Source organism: Chitinilyticum piscinae, assembly GCF_015223195.1.
GTDB lineage: Bacteria > Pseudomonadota > Gammaproteobacteria > Burkholderiales > Chitinibacteraceae > Chitinilyticum > Chitinilyticum piscinae.
The window spans coordinates 112,188-126,737 of the sequence record NZ_JADFUA010000009.1 but is presented as its reverse complement, the minus strand read 5'-3'; the positions used below and the strand labels follow the sequence as shown (position 1 = coordinate 126,737).

Sequence of the window (14,550 nt, the reverse complement as noted above, 5' to 3'; positions counted from 1 at the left end):
GGACGGTGAAACGCCTCAGCGCCGATGATAGTGCAGATTGCCTGTGTGAAAGTAGGACATCGCCAGACTCCCCAAAGAGAAAGCCCCGATCAGCAATGGTCGGGGCTTTTGCTTTATGCGCGGCGGAGGTGACGTAGGCGGAGGTGGAGGCGAAGACGGGGTGCTGGGGGGCGTGTGAGGTCTGGCTGGGGCTAGGGACCTATATCTGATGCATTAATGTGCGCCGGATGAAGTTGTTCCATGCGAGCTCGGATATCCTCGGGAACAGGCATCTCCGGATAGGCGTGTCTGTATTGTTCGAGCAAGCGCTTCGCCGTGGCTAGGTCGTTTTCTTTGAGCGTGGTACGTATTTTTTCCAGTAACTCCTGGGCCGTATCTCTGGGGCTCTGTAGAGTACGCCCCTGCTGCTGAACGGCTTTTCGCTCGGCAGCGGCCGGCGCCGCTTGCGGTGGCGGCGGTGAAAGCGCTGTATCGGCTGTTTCTGTGCTCATGCCGCTAGATGAATCGCCTTTGGCACTATTGAGTTCAAGTTTTTTATCGCTATAGCGGTCGGTGCGTGAAGGGGGGGGAATACGATTGGCTGATTGCTCTCGCTCTGTGTGTTGCGATTTGACTGCGTGACCTTTGCTGTGCGTCTGCGGGGCCTCTTCCTGAGTGGCCGGAGGTGCAGTTTCGGCTGCGTGGGCTGGCGTAGACTGTAGTTGTGGTATGGATGGTGGCACAGCCTCTTCACGAAGCGGGCGGTGCAGGCTCAGCAGGCCGAGGAAGGCGAGCACAGAGACTGATGCCATCGCAGCAAGCTGTTGAGGCTGAAGCAGCCAGTGCAATACCCGCCGAGCCTTGCTGACTCGGGGTGTGGCAACGGCGAGCCGAGCTGCTTGTAGAATTGCTTGGTCCGTAGACGGGCTTGGCTCGGGAAAGTCCAGATGCTGATACAGCCGGCTCAGTTGCGGGTCGTGCGGGATCCCTTGTTCGTTATCAGTCATGCTGGGTAGCTCCACTCAGGCAGGTGCGCAATTTGCTGATGGCATAGCGAATGCGGCTTTTAACCGTTTCCGCAGCACTGCGTGTCAGCTCGGCGATCTCGTGGAGGCCGAGCTCATGCTCTTCCTTGAGCAGGAATGCTTCGCGCTGCTCCGGTGGCAGTTGGCGCAAGCAATTCCGCAATTGCTGCTGAAGCTGTCTGTTGGCTGCCAGTTGCTCGGGGAGGGGGCAGTGATCGGCAACTTCGGCGGCAGTATCCAGATCGCTATTCCAGCGATGCCGGGAATGACGCCGGAACCAATCGACTAGCCGGCTATGGGCGATACCCAGCAGAAAGGTGCTGAAGCGCGCCAGCGGCTGATAACTTTCGCGTTGGCGGATCAGCGTCATCCAGACCTCCTGAAATACCTCTTCACCGGCAGCCGTGCTGCCGGTTTCATGGATCAGAAAGCGCAACAGCCGCTGGCGGTGGCGATGGTACAGCGTGTCGAATGCTGTGGGATCGCCGCCGCGCCAGGCCATCATCAAAGCTGCGTCGTCGCGCTGATTGCTGTCTGCCGGATGCATCCGCTTACTGTAAACGGCTTTGGCTAGACGCGCCAGCCAGCTTGCTTGCTCTAGTCAATCGGATACGTAGCCGTTGCCTGCCCTGGCAACAATTGACCGGCCAAGCGGGCAAGCTGTACGAACTCGGCTCGGTAACCGAAGGGGTCCGCCCCCCGTGCTGCCGTGGCGATTTGCCCGACGCGCGCAAAGTCCATACCCTGCTGGAATTGGCCACCGCGCAATAATTCCCCGAAGCTGGCAACCGCTGTAGCAAAGCGGAATTCATTGCTTGCCGCGCTGAAGCTGGGGCGTGCATCGGCCTTGCGCAGCGGGATCTCCAGCAGTTGGCTGCGTGTACCATCCGGTTCTTTATACCGCAAACGCAGAAAGGCCAGCTCCTCGCCTATCGTGGTACTTCTGCCCAGTTTTTTGTTGCCATAGCGCAGGGGCTCAAGGTAGCCGGCTGCGCCGGTGAAGGTGACCTCATAGATCGCCGTGACCGTCTGGCCTGCTCCCGCATCACCCGCATCCACCTTGTCATTATTGAAATCCTCGCGGCGGAGCATGCGGTTGTTGTAGCCGATCAGACGATATTCGCTCACCTGCTGCGGGTTGAACTCGACCTGGATTTTCACATCCTTGGCAACGGTGGCGAGCGTCGAGCTCATTTCCTCTACCAGTACTTTCTGTCCTTCATTCAGCGAGTCGATGTAGTGGTGGTTGCCATTACCAATGTCGGCCAGTTGTTCCATCAGTGCGTCGTTGTAATTCCCGGTACCAAAGCCCAAGGTTGTTAACGAAATACCTGCCTCTCGTTCCCGCTCGACCAACTGTTTGAGCTGCCCAATATCACTGATGCCAACGTTGAAATCGCCATCGGTTGCCAGCAGGATACGGTTAATGCCTCCTTGGATGAAGGCTTGCCGCGCCATCCGATATGCCAGGCGGATTCCAGCTTCGCCGGCAGTGGAACCACCGGGACGCAGCTGGTCGATTGCGCGCAATACCTGTTCGCGATTGCTGGTGGGCTCCAGGACCACGCCTGTACCCGAGGCATACACCACCAGTGATACGCGATCCTGATGGCGAATCCGCTCTGCCAGCAGCTTGAGTGAGGACTTCAACAACGGCAGCTTGTCCGGGCTGTTCATCGAGCCGGAGACATCGACCAGAAATACCAGATTAGCGGGTGGTAATGAGGCTTGCTGCAGTTCCTGCGCACGGATGCCGATGCGGATCAGCTGTTTATTGGTGCCCCAGGGGGCAGGGGCAATTTCAGTGTTGACCGTGAAGGGATGGGTACTGAGCCGGCGCGGATATTCGTAGGGAAAATAATTGATCAATTCCTCAACCCGGACCGCATCGTGCGGTGGTAACTGGCCGCTGCGCAGCATGCGTCGCACGTTGGCATAGCTAGCGGTGTCGACATCGATGCTGAAGGTGGAAACTGGTTCTTCGATCACTGCCTTGATTGGGTGGTCATTGAGTTGCGCATAGTTTTCCCGCGTTTCATCAATCACAGGTACGCTAATCGGTGCAGGCATTGCAACACTCGGCGCTGTCATTTCACGGCGCGCATAGTCAGCGCTGAGGAGCTTGCGCTCGCTGGGCGTGGCGGCAATTCCTTCATGGCGGGCATCCCCTTTTTGCTGATTGCGGACAGCAGATTCCGTGGCGGTTGCTGGCTGCTGCTTGGCCTCCGGTGCTGCAGGAGCCGCTTCCTGAGTGCGGGTAGAACACGCCGCGAGCAAGCTGCACAGCAATACGAGCATGATGAGTGGCTTGGTCATGATGACTCTCCTTGGCTTGTGGTATCCATTGAACGCGGCAGGGAGGCAAAACGGGTTAAGCCTTAGTGAATTATTTGCAAAGTAGGTAGGGCGAATGGCTGTGGCTTTGATATTGTCTGGGCCACTACATGTCTGACTCTTGGATTGTCGAGGGACAGGCTCGACACATGGAGGAGAAGATGGCGCGGTTTTGTCGCTGGAGTGTGGTGCTGCTTGCGGCATTACTGTTGCTGGATGCCGCGGTGCTGATGGCAATGGGGCAACTGAACGTCGGCACGATAGGGCCCTTGTTTCTTGGGGCTGGATTGCTCTGGCTGGTGCTGGGTGTAGAGGCTCGTAGGCAGTGGCTTGCGGCCGCTCCGTGGCGGCGTTGCTGCTGGCGTTTGCTTGTGGGCGCAGCTGCTGTCTGGCTCGTTTCGCTGCTGTATTTCTTTATGTTGTTGGCATGGCAGCCTCGTCCATCGCTCAGTCAGCCTCCCTCAGCCCTGATTGTGCTTGGCTCGGGCTTGCAGGGAACCAAGCCCGGTCCGATGCTGCGCCTGCGGTTGGAGAGTGCACAGGAACTGGCTGCGAAATTTCCGCAGGCAAAACTGCTTGTATCTGGTGGCCAAGGCTGGAGCGAGGAAATCAGCGAGGCCGAGGCCATGCGGCGCTGGCTGCGGGCGCATGGCGTGGACGCGACACGCATTGTTCCGGAGGCGGCAAGCAGCAGCACTGAAGAAAACCTGCTCTTCTCGCGTCAGGCATTGCTGCAAGTGGGTATTGATGTTGCTCGCGATCCGGTACTGATCATCACCAGTGACTTTCATACTGTGCGCAGCAAGGGGTTGGCCAGCGCGCAGGGATACCGGCACTTCGCACTCGCAGGGGCTCCAACGCCATGGCACATCCGTGGCAATGCCTGGTTCCGCGAGTATTTCGCCACTGCAAGTTCATGGCTGCTGGGTGAGTATTGATATCATAGGTATGCCTCTGTGAGCTATTTACAGTAAGAGATCTCGGCGTATACCCATAAAAAAAGCCACCTGGTGAGGGTGGCCGTCAAATCGTGTCAGGGTGAGAATTACGTGTTGATCAGTAAGCGCCTCCCAGAATACTGACCAGCTGGTCATAACGGCGGTAGAGGGCCTTTTCCTGTTCTTTGCGCGCATCCTGAGCGAGCTGATTATTCAGCGTCAGGCGAAACAGCGCGTAGAACAACTGCAGATCGGTGACCTCACGCAACTGGCGGTTGGTCGACGGCAAAAAGCCAGCCAGCTGGTCGGCGTAATACAGCTTGGTCATTTCGTTGCTGGCAGCTGCACCAGTTCGGCCATACTGCACAAAGAAATCGCGGATCTTGCCTTGTGTGGTGGCAGGGACATCCCGGCGGATCACCAGTGGATCATAGCTGAAGGCGGGGGATTGCCAGATTACCTGCAGCTTGGCGGCATCCTTGGGGAAGCGTTCCTGCAGCTTTTCGTATTCATCACTACTGCTGGCAGCCAGATCCGCCTTGCCATCGACCAGGGCGCGGAAGTTATCCAGACTATTGCCGTAACTGATGCTTTTGAAATACTGGTCCGCCAGCACATTGCCTTTGGCAAAGGCCAGATACTGCGGAATCAGGTAGGTGGCGGTGTTGCCATTGAAACCGCTGGCAAAGTTGAGGCGTTTGGGCTGGCTTAGTGCAGCCTCAAGCGTCGCTGGGCCGCCTTTGCGTGTGAGCAGCAGCGAGCGGTATTCGCCCTTGCCTCCTGTCAGCACCAACCGGGCGAACACCTGGCCATTGCCATGTTCCACCAGATTCAGTGCTGTCTGGGTGCTTGAACGGGCAATCTGGATTTCGTTACGGGCAAAGCGCTCGGAGAGCTCCTTATCGTCGCGCACCGCCAGCAGGCGTACTTTCTGCCCGAGACGTTGGCTCATGTCATCGGCAATCGGCTGCCAGTCTTCCAGCCCTTGTTCAATGCCTCGGTTGGCGACAAAGCCAAACACAACATCGGCATGGGCAGTGGCCGAGAGCAGAAGTAGCGCAGCAATCACGGTGCGGAACATCGTAGTATCCTTGCAGGCGGAATATGAAAGCCGCGCAAGGATAGGTGAGCCAGATTGCCTGCCGGTTACTGATTGATGACAGATTTACTACAAGGAGTGCCGTCCATGCCCTACATTCATCTTCGTCTCGCAGGTGAATTGAGCCGCGAACAGAAAAAACAGATTGTTGAGGAGTTCACCGCCACGATGGAGCGCGTAGCGAACAAGCCGCGCGAGTATGTAATCGTGAATATCGAGGAGACGAAGGAAGAAAACTGGGGCTGGGGCGGGGCGATGCTGGATGAGGTGTGATGGGCATTGAGGGCAAGACTGCAGTGGCTAACAGGTGCTCCATGCAGTCTTGCTAGAGTTCACAATTTAAAGCTTGCTCCACTCTGAGTGAACAACAGAGGGGTTCCAATTCGCATCGGCATATGGGCCACAAGTGGCTTTCTTGCACTCGTAAGTGAAACCACCAAATGTAACTTTATCGCCGTTCAGGTATTTCCTATTCGTCCATTCTGCAGGTGTAACTGGAGTAGATGTTGGCGCCGAAGTGGGTGTTCCAGTAGGCGTTCCAGTAGGCATTCCAGTAGGCGTTCCCGTTGGGGTGCCCGTAGGTGGCACTGCATCGGAAACCAATGCGCAGTCGATGGTACCTGCCGTTTCATTGCCGCCCCCGCCACCATGACTGCCGTCAGGGCAGGCATCGTACAGCATCCATTTGTCCGGGCGGGCCGGTGGATTGTTTGCGTTATCCTTGGGGCAGCCCCCGACCGCCTTGCACATGTAGAGGTCGTCGCCATGTCGGCGATAAGTACCCTGTACATAGCATTTGCTATTGTTCCAGTTTACGCCGCAGATGGTTTCCAGCCCGCCCGGCAAGGGCGGGGCTGTGGCCAGACTGGGAGGAACAACCGGTACCTGAATGGTACTGACCAGTAGTACTTTTTCCTTGTCATTCGCATCCTTGGCATCGGAGCGCTGCCAGTAGACCTCCACCTGTGTCCGGATTTGTGAGTTGTTGGTACTCCAGCTCGGCATGGGCGAGGGGAAAATTATATTGACGGTATAGGCGGCTGTCTGGCCATTGAGGCTGCCGGTAAAGGTAACCGGTGCTGCACCGGCTTCCAGCGTAACGCCATTGATGACCATGCCCGCGGCCGGAGCTGTCTTGTCACGGGCGTTCTGGCGCAGATCTTCCATGATGCCTTCGGCGAGCCGGGAGGCAAATTGCCGCTCTTGGGACTGGCTGGTTCCCTTCTGGGCGATGCCTGACAGTTTTGCCAAGAACAGAGCCGAGAGCGCGAGTAGAACTACAGCGATCAATACTTCAAGCAGACTGAAACCCTTGGTGTTTTTCATCGTTTTTCCCTAGAAGTCGATCCATGAGCCGTGACTACTGTTTGTACTCGCAGCACCATCAGGGTTGCCGGTGTATTTCTTGTAGGTAATCTTGAAAGAAACTTGAGCCGCATGTGTGGCCTTGCGATTGGGATCGGAAGAATCGGCTTTGCCATTGGCACTTGTGGTTCCTGCTAGCGCGCCGCCGATATGCGTGATGGGCCAGCCAAGTGGCTCGACATCGACAGAATTTTCAATGGTTACACTGCCGTTGATATTCGTCGCGCCATCAAGATAGGCGTTGCTTGCATAAATGAAACCGTTTACCTCCAAGCCGCCCCGCACATTGCCATTCACAATGACCACGCTGTTTGGTCCCGTGATTTTACAGTTGGTCGCATCACCTTCAATCCAGAGATACTTATCCGGAATCCCCGCAATGGTGCCATTGCAGCTGGAGATGATCTGCGAAGGAAGCAGGCTGGCCTTGAGCTCGGCTTTGGATTTGCCAAAGGTGTTGAAGAACAGGTTGTTCTGCAATCCGGCGCTCTGAGTCGGGGTGCAGTCGGCGCCGAAGATGTTTCCTTCCGAGTAGCACTTGTGATCGGCAGCTCCTGTCGAGGAGTAGCTCTCGCCGTACAGTACTGCACATTGCGCCAGGGGGTCTCCTGCATTTGCGGTAATGTGGTTGGCCTGAGTCGAGTCGTAGTAATTACCCACCGTTAAGGCGCTATTGCCCAGTGAAAGCCCTCCTGAGACATTGATCTGACGGCGTACGATCGCAGACGCGCCGCCAGCAGCATTTCCGACGCTGTATATATTGATAACCCGACCGACAATCTTGCCTTTCACTTGATAGCTCAGGCCAAGATCTGTGTTCGCTACATCCCTGACCATCGCTGTTACTTCGGCTGGACGAACGAAATTGGCGGCATCAGCAAAAATCAGTGCATCAGCGCCAGACGTCCCTTTGCGATAGGTCGAGGTAAACCGGTATGGAAGGGTGCCGCTACCCGGCAGGCAGCCCGAGCCCGCCGATGAGCTACCGGTGTCTTTTTCCAGAATGACTCCCCCGCTACCTCCGGCGGCAATGCTCGCAAGGTCGAGACGAATCTGTTCCTCGAAGGCGAGTGCGCCTTCCTCTGCCGCTTGCTGCGCCATCAGGGATTGCGCTGCATTTGCAGCGTTTTTCTGCGAAAGCATGCTGTTTTTGGTGGCATAGACAGCTGCAACCAGGGCAATCAGTGTGATCAACACTGTGACGGTCAACGCAGCTACACCAGCATGTTTCTTCTGGGATGGATAAGAAGTAGATTTCATCGGTTCACATCCCATTAATTGAGGTAAGGCTGGTTACGGAGCTGGACCACTTCACTCAGGCTTTGTGTAGCACCGTTTTTACCTGTGGCAGCGATTGTTACGGTTACTTCATTGACGATCTTGCTGCCATCCATAAGTACCCCGCTAGGAGGCGCCGGGTAGCTCAGTTTGAAGCTGGTGATGGTAAATGCACTTCCGGAAATGGGCTCCCAGGTTCCCGTGACTGAACATCCACCGTTAATGGCTGTTGCACTCGTCAGTAGTTCTAGCTTGCCGGATGCCAGCCGGATTCCGCGTACATCTGTCGTTTCCGTGCTGCCATTCCCCGGCGGTTCAAGTTGAGAGGGGGAGCCAGGAGTTCGGTCGTACCGGAAAACAGCACAGGTGTGATCAGTTGTGCCGGTTCCCCCACTAAACCAGATATTGCGCAGCCCCCCTGCGGTTTTGGCATTCTCCTGATTCTTGGAGTAACCGGCTCTGCGAAGCTCTTTGGTCACGATATTCATGACGCTTTGCAGTTCGTACTGGCTATTTGCTGAGCTGATGGTGTTTCTGTTCAGGGACAGGCTGGAAAAGCCGACTGTTGCCGCAGCAGTTAATAGCAGGGTGGCGACGGCAGTCGAGACAAGTACTTCGATCAGGGTCAGGCCAGACTGATGTGCGTAGTATTTCAGGAGCATGTGCTGTACCCCGGCATGGTTGGTGTGGAGGCGGGGGTGCAGATTGAGGTGAGCCCCGTGCTGGTGACTTTTACCTGCAGCCGATAGCTGGCAAAACCAAAAACAACCGTCTGTGCCGCAGTTGCCCCGGAAGAGAACTTGAACAGGCTATCAACCGGATTGATTTCGGTTGCTCCAGCGGCAAAGTCGCTGCTAAGGCTGGTCAGCAAATATTCGGGATACAGGGCAGGAGTAATCCGGCTCAATTCACAGCTGGCGGAGCCTTCCGCGCAGGTGGTTGAGGTCACCGCACGCAAGCTCCAGCTACTGTCGTTGCTCCGGGTGGTGATCAGAAAGGTGCTGCTGTTGCGGCGTACAGCTTCGATTCTTGCGTTCTGGATCAGGGCTGCAAAGTCATTGGCGATGCCTTCCAATTTCTTGCGTTGATACCACTCGGTGAAGTTGGGAACGGCAATTGCCAGAATAATGCCAATCAGTGCAACAACCAGCATAAGCTCGATGAGCGTGAAGCCAGTCTGTCGTTTTTGTAAAAAAAGCATGAAATACCCTTGTTTAGTATTTCTAGGTATTTTATTTTTGCTTACTTGTAATGACAACAAGTGGTCTCTAATGTTGTTGTATTAAGTGACCACATTTGATGAGCGGTTGTTTTTGTTGGATGAGCGGTTGTCGGTGGGCAAAAAAAACCTCACCAGCAGGTGAGGTTGCGGGGGGCGAGGCTGATTGAATTACCAGCAGCCAGTGCTTGTTGCGTTACTGCTGTTCTTGGATGTTTTGGTGGCGTTGCCGCCGGACACCGTCAGAATCAGGGTTTTGCAGTTGGTGTCTGCAAGCTGCTTGCCTTGTGCTGTCGCCGTCACTGTATAGCCGGTTCCGGATGTGCCAGTGATGGCGAAGGTATAGAAACCCTCGTTGCTGGTGCTGCTCAGGCCAAGATCAGTAAACGTACTGGTATAAGAGACATTGTTTGCACGCCAGCGTTCCTGTGCTTGCTGGATGCCTGAGATCGAGGCGGTTGCATCGCTGCGGCGGGCCTTGTTCATGTACTGGCCGAACAATGGCAGCGCAATCGCCGCAAGAATGCCAATGATTGCCACAACAATCATAAGTTCGATCAGGGTAAAGCCGGAGTGCCTGCGGGTAGTCATGGTGCGTCTAAGCCTTGTCGTTGTTGGCATTACGCCAATCTTAGTCTGCAGTCTGTGATGCCGACAAATTCCGTTGCTACTTTTACCTGAAACGCGGCATTCCTGGGACAAGTTTGGGGTGCTGGCTGCTGGATGGGTATAATTCCGGTTTGCCCTGATTTCGTCCGGATCTCTGCCATGCGTACCAGCCAGCTTTATCTCTCCACCCTCAAAGAAGCCCCTTCCGAGGCCGAACTCCTGTCGCACAAGCTGATGCTGCGTGCCGGCCTGATCAAGAAGCTGGGCTCCGGCCTGTACACCTGGATGCCGCTGGGCTTGCGCGTGCTGCGCAAGGTCGAGGCGGTAGTGCGCGAGGAAATGAACAAGGCCGGCGCACAGGAGTTGCTGATGCCGGCGGTGCAGCCGGCCGAGCTGTGGCAGGAAACCGGCCGTTGGGCGGTCTTCGGTCCGCAGATGCTGAAGATTAAGGATCGCCACGAACGCGATTTCTGCTTTGGTCCGACCCATGAAGAAGTCATCACCGACATCGCGCGCAGCGAATTGCGCAGCTACAAGCAGTTGCCGGTGAATTTCTACCAGATCCAGACCAAGTTCCGCGACGAGATTCGTCCGCGTTTCGGCGTGATGCGCGCGCGCGAATTCGTGATGAAGGATGCCTATTCCTTCCATGCGAATTTCGAGTCGCTGCAGGCGACCTATGACGTGATGTACAAGACCTACTCCAATGTGTTTACGCGCCTGGGCCTCAAATTCCGTGCCGTAGCAGCCGATACCGGTGCGATTGGCGGCTCCGGTTCGCACGAGTTCCATGTGCTGGCCGATGCCGGCGAGGATTTGTTGGCCTACTGCCCGGATTCCGAATACGCCGCCAACGTCGAGCTGGCCGAGGCACTGGCGCCTGCCACACCGCGTGGGGCTGCTTCCGAGGCAATGCGTGATGTCGATACGCCGAAGCAGACGCTGTGCGAAGACGTGGCCAAGCTGCTGGGCGTGGGTATCGAGAAAACGGTGAAAGCCTGCGCGTTAATGACTGTAGACGGACAGTTCGTGCTGGCACTCTTGCGTGGTGACCACAATCTGAACGAAGTGAAGGTCAGCAAGCTCGACGGCTTGGGTGACTTCCGCTTTGCCACGGATGAAGAAATCCGTGCACATCTCAACTGTCCTCCAGGATTTATTGGCCCGGTTGGCGTGGCCGCGAATGTCAAGGTGATTGCGGATCGCACCGTCGCTGCCATGAATGATTTCATCTGCGGCGCCAACAAGCCGAAATTCCACCTAGCTGGCGTGAACTTCGGGCGTGACCTGCCGGAGCCGGCCGTGGTGGCCGATATCCGCAACGTGGTTGCCGGTGATCCTTCGCCGGATGGCAAGGGCAAGCTGGAGTTGTGCCGCGGTATCGAAGTCGGCCATATCTTCCAGTTGCGCACCAAGTATTCCGAAGCGATGAACTGCCTGTTCGTCAATGAAAGCAACCAACAGCAGGTCATGGAAATGGGCTGCTACGGCATTGGCGTGTCGCGCATTGTGGGTGCTGCCATCGAGCAGAACTACGACGAGCGCGGCATCATCTGGACCAAAGGGATTGCCCCGTTCACCATAGCCATTGTCGGAGTGGGGTATCACAAGAGCGAAGCGGTGAAGGCCGCCGCGGATCAGTTGTATGCCGAACTGCAAGCGGCAGGTGTCGAAGTGCTGCTGGATGACCGCAACGAGCGTCCGGGCGTGATGTTTGCCGATATGGAGCTGATCGGCATTCCGCATCGCATCACCATCGGTGACAAGGCACTGGCCGAGGGCATGGTCGAATATGTAGCGCGTGCCGGTGGCGAGATGCAGAAGCTGCCGCTGGACGGCCTTGCTGCCAAGGTGCAGCAGCTAGTAAGCTGATGAATGAAGGCTCCGTGTCTGGCACGGAGCCGTTTTCATCCGTATCTCTGCAGATTAGACTACCGTATGTTAGGCAAATTTCCCTTCCGAATCCTCGTCCTTACTGGTGTGCTGGCCGTGTCGCTTGCAGCTCCCGTGTGGGCGGGGGCGCAGCGCGAAGAGGCGCTGGCCGATACCGTGCGTACGGCGATGCAGCGCTCCATTTCCGATCGTATCGAGCCGCGGCTGGTGTTTGATAATCCGGCTGTTGGTGAGGCCTGGATTGCGGAAATGAGTGATCGGCTGGGGCGTCTGCCGCGCTTCAAGGATGATACGGATGGTTTTGTTCGCCGCAAGCTGCTGACGTCCATCCAGTATGAGGCCACGCGGGCAGGGCTGGATCCGCAGCTGGTTCTGGGCCTGATTCATGTTGAAAGCGGATTCAACCGCTACGCGGTGAGTGTGGTGGGCGCGCGCGGTCTGATGCAGGTCATGCCCTTCTGGCAACGGGCGATCGGTACGGAAGAGCAGAATCTCTTCGATATGAATACCAATCTGCGCTACGGCTGCACCATCCTGCGCCACTATCTGGACATCGAAAAGGGTGACCTGTTCCGAGCGCTGGGCCGTTATAACGGTAGCTTGGGCAAGGCGGAGTATCCGAATCTGGTATACGGCGCCTGGAAACGTCATTTTGACTGGTCGCCGCCCCCCGGAAATCTGGCGCAGCGCTGAAACGCCAAACAAAAAGCCTTGGGTATGTTGCCCAAGGCTTTTTGTTTATTGGTGTTCGGAGAGATACCCGTTAGAGTAACTCGGCATCCGGTTTGATGCGGATGCGGCCGCTGCTCATCAGCATCTTGCCCTGATCCACCCAGGTATTGATCTGCTTGTTCACGCTCTCGCGGCTGGCCCCAACCAGATTGGCGACTTCCTGCTGGGTGAATTTCAGGTCGATTTCGATCCAGCCATTCACGTCATTGCCATTCTGTTCCGCGAGTGTCTTCAGGCATTTCCCAAGGCGCTGCGGGAGCGGCAGGAACAGCGTGTCCTGGACCATTTCGTCGGCATTGCGCAGTCGCTGACACAGCGCGCTGATCAGCTGGCGCATCACCTTGGGATGGTTGTCCAGATAATCCATCACATCTTCGCGCTTGAGCACCAGCAGCTCGCAGGCTTCCAGCGTATCGATGCTGGCCGAGCGGGGGCCGCCATCAAGCATGGCAACTTCGCCAAACACATCTCCGGCTTCGAGCAGGCTCAACGTAATTTCGCGCCCCTCGTCCGTGCAGCGGTAGACGCGCAAGCGCCCGCGGATCAGCGCGTACATCTCATGTCCTTTGCTGCCTTGCTGAAGGATGGTGTGCCGGGCAGCTACGTGGCGCAGTTCAGCACGGGCGGCGAGGGATTGTAATTCGGCTTCGTCCAGCTCGCAGAACAGCGTGCTGCCGGAAAGGAGACGGGCTTTGTCCATGGTGTGACCTGCTTCACAGAATCCGGTCATTGTGCCGCAAAAAAAGGCAGCAGTACATGACGCCGCTCTTATTCGAAGCTGGCAATCACAGGGGTGTGATCGGACGGACGCTCGTGCCGCCGAGGTTCGACGTCAATCACGCAGGAGCGGCAGCGACTGGCCAGCTCGGATGTGGCCAGAATATGGTCAATCCGCAAGCCGGCGTTCTTCTTGAAAGAAAATCCGCGGTAATCCCACCAGCTGAAGGATTTTTCCGCTTGCTCGAACTGGCGGAAGACATCGCTGAAGCCCTGATCGAGCAAACGCTGGAATGCGGCTCGCTCGGGTGGAGAAACCAGCAGTGGATCGCTCCATTTGGCATGTGCGTCGCGATCCTCGGGGGCAATATTGTAATCACCCAGCAGCGCCAACCGGGCAAAGCGCAGCTGTTCGCCGGCCAGCCAGGTGCTCAGGGCATCCAGCCAGGCGAGTTTGTACTGATATTTGTCCGAGTCCAGTGCCTGCCCGTTGGGGATGTAAGCGCAGACAACTCGCACGCCGGCAATGGTGGCGCTGATGACGCGCTTTTGCTCATCGGGAAAGCCTGGAATGTTCACAATCACTTCATCCAGCTCATCGCGCGCGATGATGGCTACGCCGTTGTAGGTCTTCTGCCCGGCAAAGGCTACCCGAAATCCAGCGGCTTCGATGGCTTCGCGCGGGAACACGGGGTCATCCATCTTGGTTTCCTGCAAGCACAGCGCAGTCACCTCGGGATGGGTGGTCAGCCAGTCCAGCACTTGCGGCAGGCGGATTTTCAGCGAGTTGACGTTCCAGGTGGCGAGTTGCATGGCGGTCTCCGGTTGCGGGCGTGCGCAGGATACCGGATTTCCGACGTACTCGCTGCGGCCTGGTGCCGGGTTAGCGGTAACCCGCGCTGCTGAGTGCCGCGGCCCAGGTGGCACTGTCCCAGGGCTGAACGACATTGCTGCCGATCTGCAGCACTGGTGGCCGCGCCTGCATGGTGCCAGTCACGTTGAAAAACTCGATGGTGAGCTTTTCGGACGAAGCAAAATTCTTCACGTCGTAGCTGACTTTACGACGATCGAGCAGGGCGATGGCGTCTTCGCATGCCGCACCGCACCCCGGCGCGATCCACAGGGTGATCCTGCTGTTAGGCGCTGTTTTTCCGGTTGCACCCTGTGCCGTTTCGCTGGCGGTGCTCACCACATTGCTGCGGATGGAGCGTTGGCGTACCGTTTCTCCTGGCGGGGGCTGGTCGGTGTAGTGCACATTGCCCTGCGAGTCGCGCCACTGATAAACCGCAGCGCTCCCAAGCGGCATCCAGCTGATGGTGAGTAGCAACAGGGCAAGGTGGGGGAGGCGGGACATCGGTAGCT

At 57.0% G+C, this 14,550-nt stretch carries 16 protein-coding genes; 4 read left to right on the top strand and 12 right to left on the bottom strand.

All coding sequences use genetic code 11. The features are described from left to right. Positions 1 to 191: 191 nt before the first annotated feature. The 3 genes from INR99_RS14045 to INR99_RS14035 all read right to left on the bottom strand — a co-directional run bounded on the left by INR99_RS14045 (position 192) and on the right by INR99_RS14035 (position 3,320). Positions 192 to 986, bottom strand: a complete 795-nt coding sequence (locus tag INR99_RS14045) for an immunoglobulin-like domain-containing protein (protein WP_194116995.1) — start codon at positions 984 to 986, stop codon at positions 192 to 194. Continuing rightward, entirely contained in the window at positions 979 to 1,509 is a 531-nt protein-coding gene (locus INR99_RS14040; protein WP_194116994.1) for a sigma-70 family RNA polymerase sigma factor, read from the bottom strand. Before INR99_RS14040 ends, INR99_RS14045 begins: the two co-directional genes overlap by 8 nt. A 92-nt stretch (positions 1,510 to 1,601) precedes the next feature. After that, on the bottom strand, positions 1,602 to 3,320 hold the full coding sequence (locus INR99_RS14035) for a vWA domain-containing protein (RefSeq protein WP_228098324.1): 1,719 nt from the start codon (positions 3,318 to 3,320) through the stop codon (positions 1,602 to 1,604). Positions 3,321 to 3,448: 128 nt separating this feature from the next. Between INR99_RS14035 and INR99_RS14030 the strand changes: the two genes are divergently transcribed. Further along, a complete protein-coding gene (locus INR99_RS14030; RefSeq protein WP_194116993.1) occupies positions 3,449 to 4,276 on the top strand; it encodes a YdcF family protein in 828 nt (275 codons plus the stop codon). A gap of 118 nt (positions 4,277 to 4,394) precedes the next feature. Here the strand turns inward: INR99_RS14030 and INR99_RS14025 are convergent, their stop codons facing one another. Continuing rightward, positions 4,395 to 5,357, bottom strand: coding sequence for a PhnD/SsuA/transferrin family substrate-binding protein (locus INR99_RS14025; protein WP_194116992.1), 963 nt, complete (start codon positions 5,355 to 5,357; stop codon positions 4,395 to 4,397). 105 nt (positions 5,358 to 5,462) lie between these two features. Between INR99_RS14025 and INR99_RS14020 the strand changes: the two genes are divergently transcribed. Further along, on the top strand, positions 5,463 to 5,648 hold the full coding sequence (locus INR99_RS14020; protein WP_194116991.1) for a tautomerase family protein: 186 nt from the start codon (positions 5,463 to 5,465) through the stop codon (positions 5,646 to 5,648). A gap of 66 nt (positions 5,649 to 5,714) precedes the next feature. Here INR99_RS14020 and INR99_RS14015 read toward each other — a convergent pair whose 3' ends face one another. The 5 genes from INR99_RS14015 to INR99_RS13995 form a co-directional block, all read right to left on the bottom strand. Further along, positions 5,715 to 6,701: a prepilin-type N-terminal cleavage/methylation domain-containing protein gene (locus INR99_RS14015; RefSeq protein WP_194116990.1), complete on the bottom strand. Its 987-nt coding sequence runs from the start codon at positions 6,699 to 6,701 to the stop codon at positions 5,715 to 5,717. Positions 6,702 to 6,710: 9 nt separating this feature from the next. Then, positions 6,711 to 8,000, bottom strand: coding sequence for a pilus assembly PilX N-terminal domain-containing protein (locus tag INR99_RS14010; RefSeq protein ID WP_194116989.1), 1,290 nt, complete (start codon positions 7,998 to 8,000; stop codon positions 6,711 to 6,713). A 14-nt stretch (positions 8,001 to 8,014) separates the two neighbouring features. Beyond that, on the bottom strand, positions 8,015 to 8,680 hold the full coding sequence (locus INR99_RS14005; RefSeq protein WP_194116988.1) for a prepilin-type N-terminal cleavage/methylation domain-containing protein: 666 nt from the start codon (positions 8,678 to 8,680) through the stop codon (positions 8,015 to 8,017). Then, positions 8,671 to 9,219: a GspH/FimT family pseudopilin gene (locus tag INR99_RS14000; protein WP_194116987.1), complete on the bottom strand. Its 549-nt coding sequence runs from the start codon at positions 9,217 to 9,219 to the stop codon at positions 8,671 to 8,673. Before INR99_RS14000 ends, INR99_RS14005 begins: the two co-directional genes overlap by 10 nt. A 189-nt stretch (positions 9,220 to 9,408) precedes the next feature. After that, the gene (locus INR99_RS13995) at positions 9,409 to 9,939 is read right to left on the bottom strand and encodes a type IV pilin protein (protein WP_308431501.1); all 531 of its coding nucleotides are present in this window, start codon (positions 9,937 to 9,939) and stop codon (positions 9,409 to 9,411) included. Between the two features lie 66 nt (positions 9,940 to 10,005). Here INR99_RS13995 and INR99_RS13990 point away from each other — a divergent pair, with 66 nt between their 5' ends. Beyond that, entirely contained in the window at positions 10,006 to 11,718 is a 1,713-nt protein-coding gene (locus tag INR99_RS13990; protein WP_194116986.1) for a proline--tRNA ligase, read from the top strand. A gap of 66 nt (positions 11,719 to 11,784) precedes the next feature. After that, positions 11,785 to 12,432 carry a lytic transglycosylase domain-containing protein gene (locus tag INR99_RS13985; protein WP_194116985.1) on the top strand — a complete coding sequence of 216 codons (648 nt, stop codon included), beginning with the start codon at positions 11,785 to 11,787 and terminating at the stop codon, positions 12,430 to 12,432. A gap of 70 nt (positions 12,433 to 12,502) precedes the next feature. Here INR99_RS13985 and INR99_RS13980 read toward each other — a convergent pair whose 3' ends face one another. The 3 genes from INR99_RS13980 to INR99_RS13970 all read right to left on the bottom strand — a co-directional run bounded on the left by INR99_RS13980 (position 12,503) and on the right by INR99_RS13970 (position 14,542). Beyond that, on the bottom strand, positions 12,503 to 13,171 hold the full coding sequence (locus INR99_RS13980; protein WP_194116984.1) for a Crp/Fnr family transcriptional regulator: 669 nt from the start codon (positions 13,169 to 13,171) through the stop codon (positions 12,503 to 12,505). Positions 13,172 to 13,239: 68 nt separating this feature from the next. Further along, on the bottom strand, positions 13,240 to 14,001 hold the full coding sequence (xth, locus tag INR99_RS13975; protein ID WP_194116983.1) for an exodeoxyribonuclease III: 762 nt from the start codon (positions 13,999 to 14,001) through the stop codon (positions 13,240 to 13,242). 70 nt (positions 14,002 to 14,071) lie between these two features. Further along, positions 14,072 to 14,542, bottom strand: a complete 471-nt coding sequence (locus INR99_RS13970; protein WP_194116982.1) for a DUF4124 domain-containing protein — start codon at positions 14,540 to 14,542, stop codon at positions 14,072 to 14,074. Positions 14,543 to 14,550: the final 8 nt, after the last annotated feature.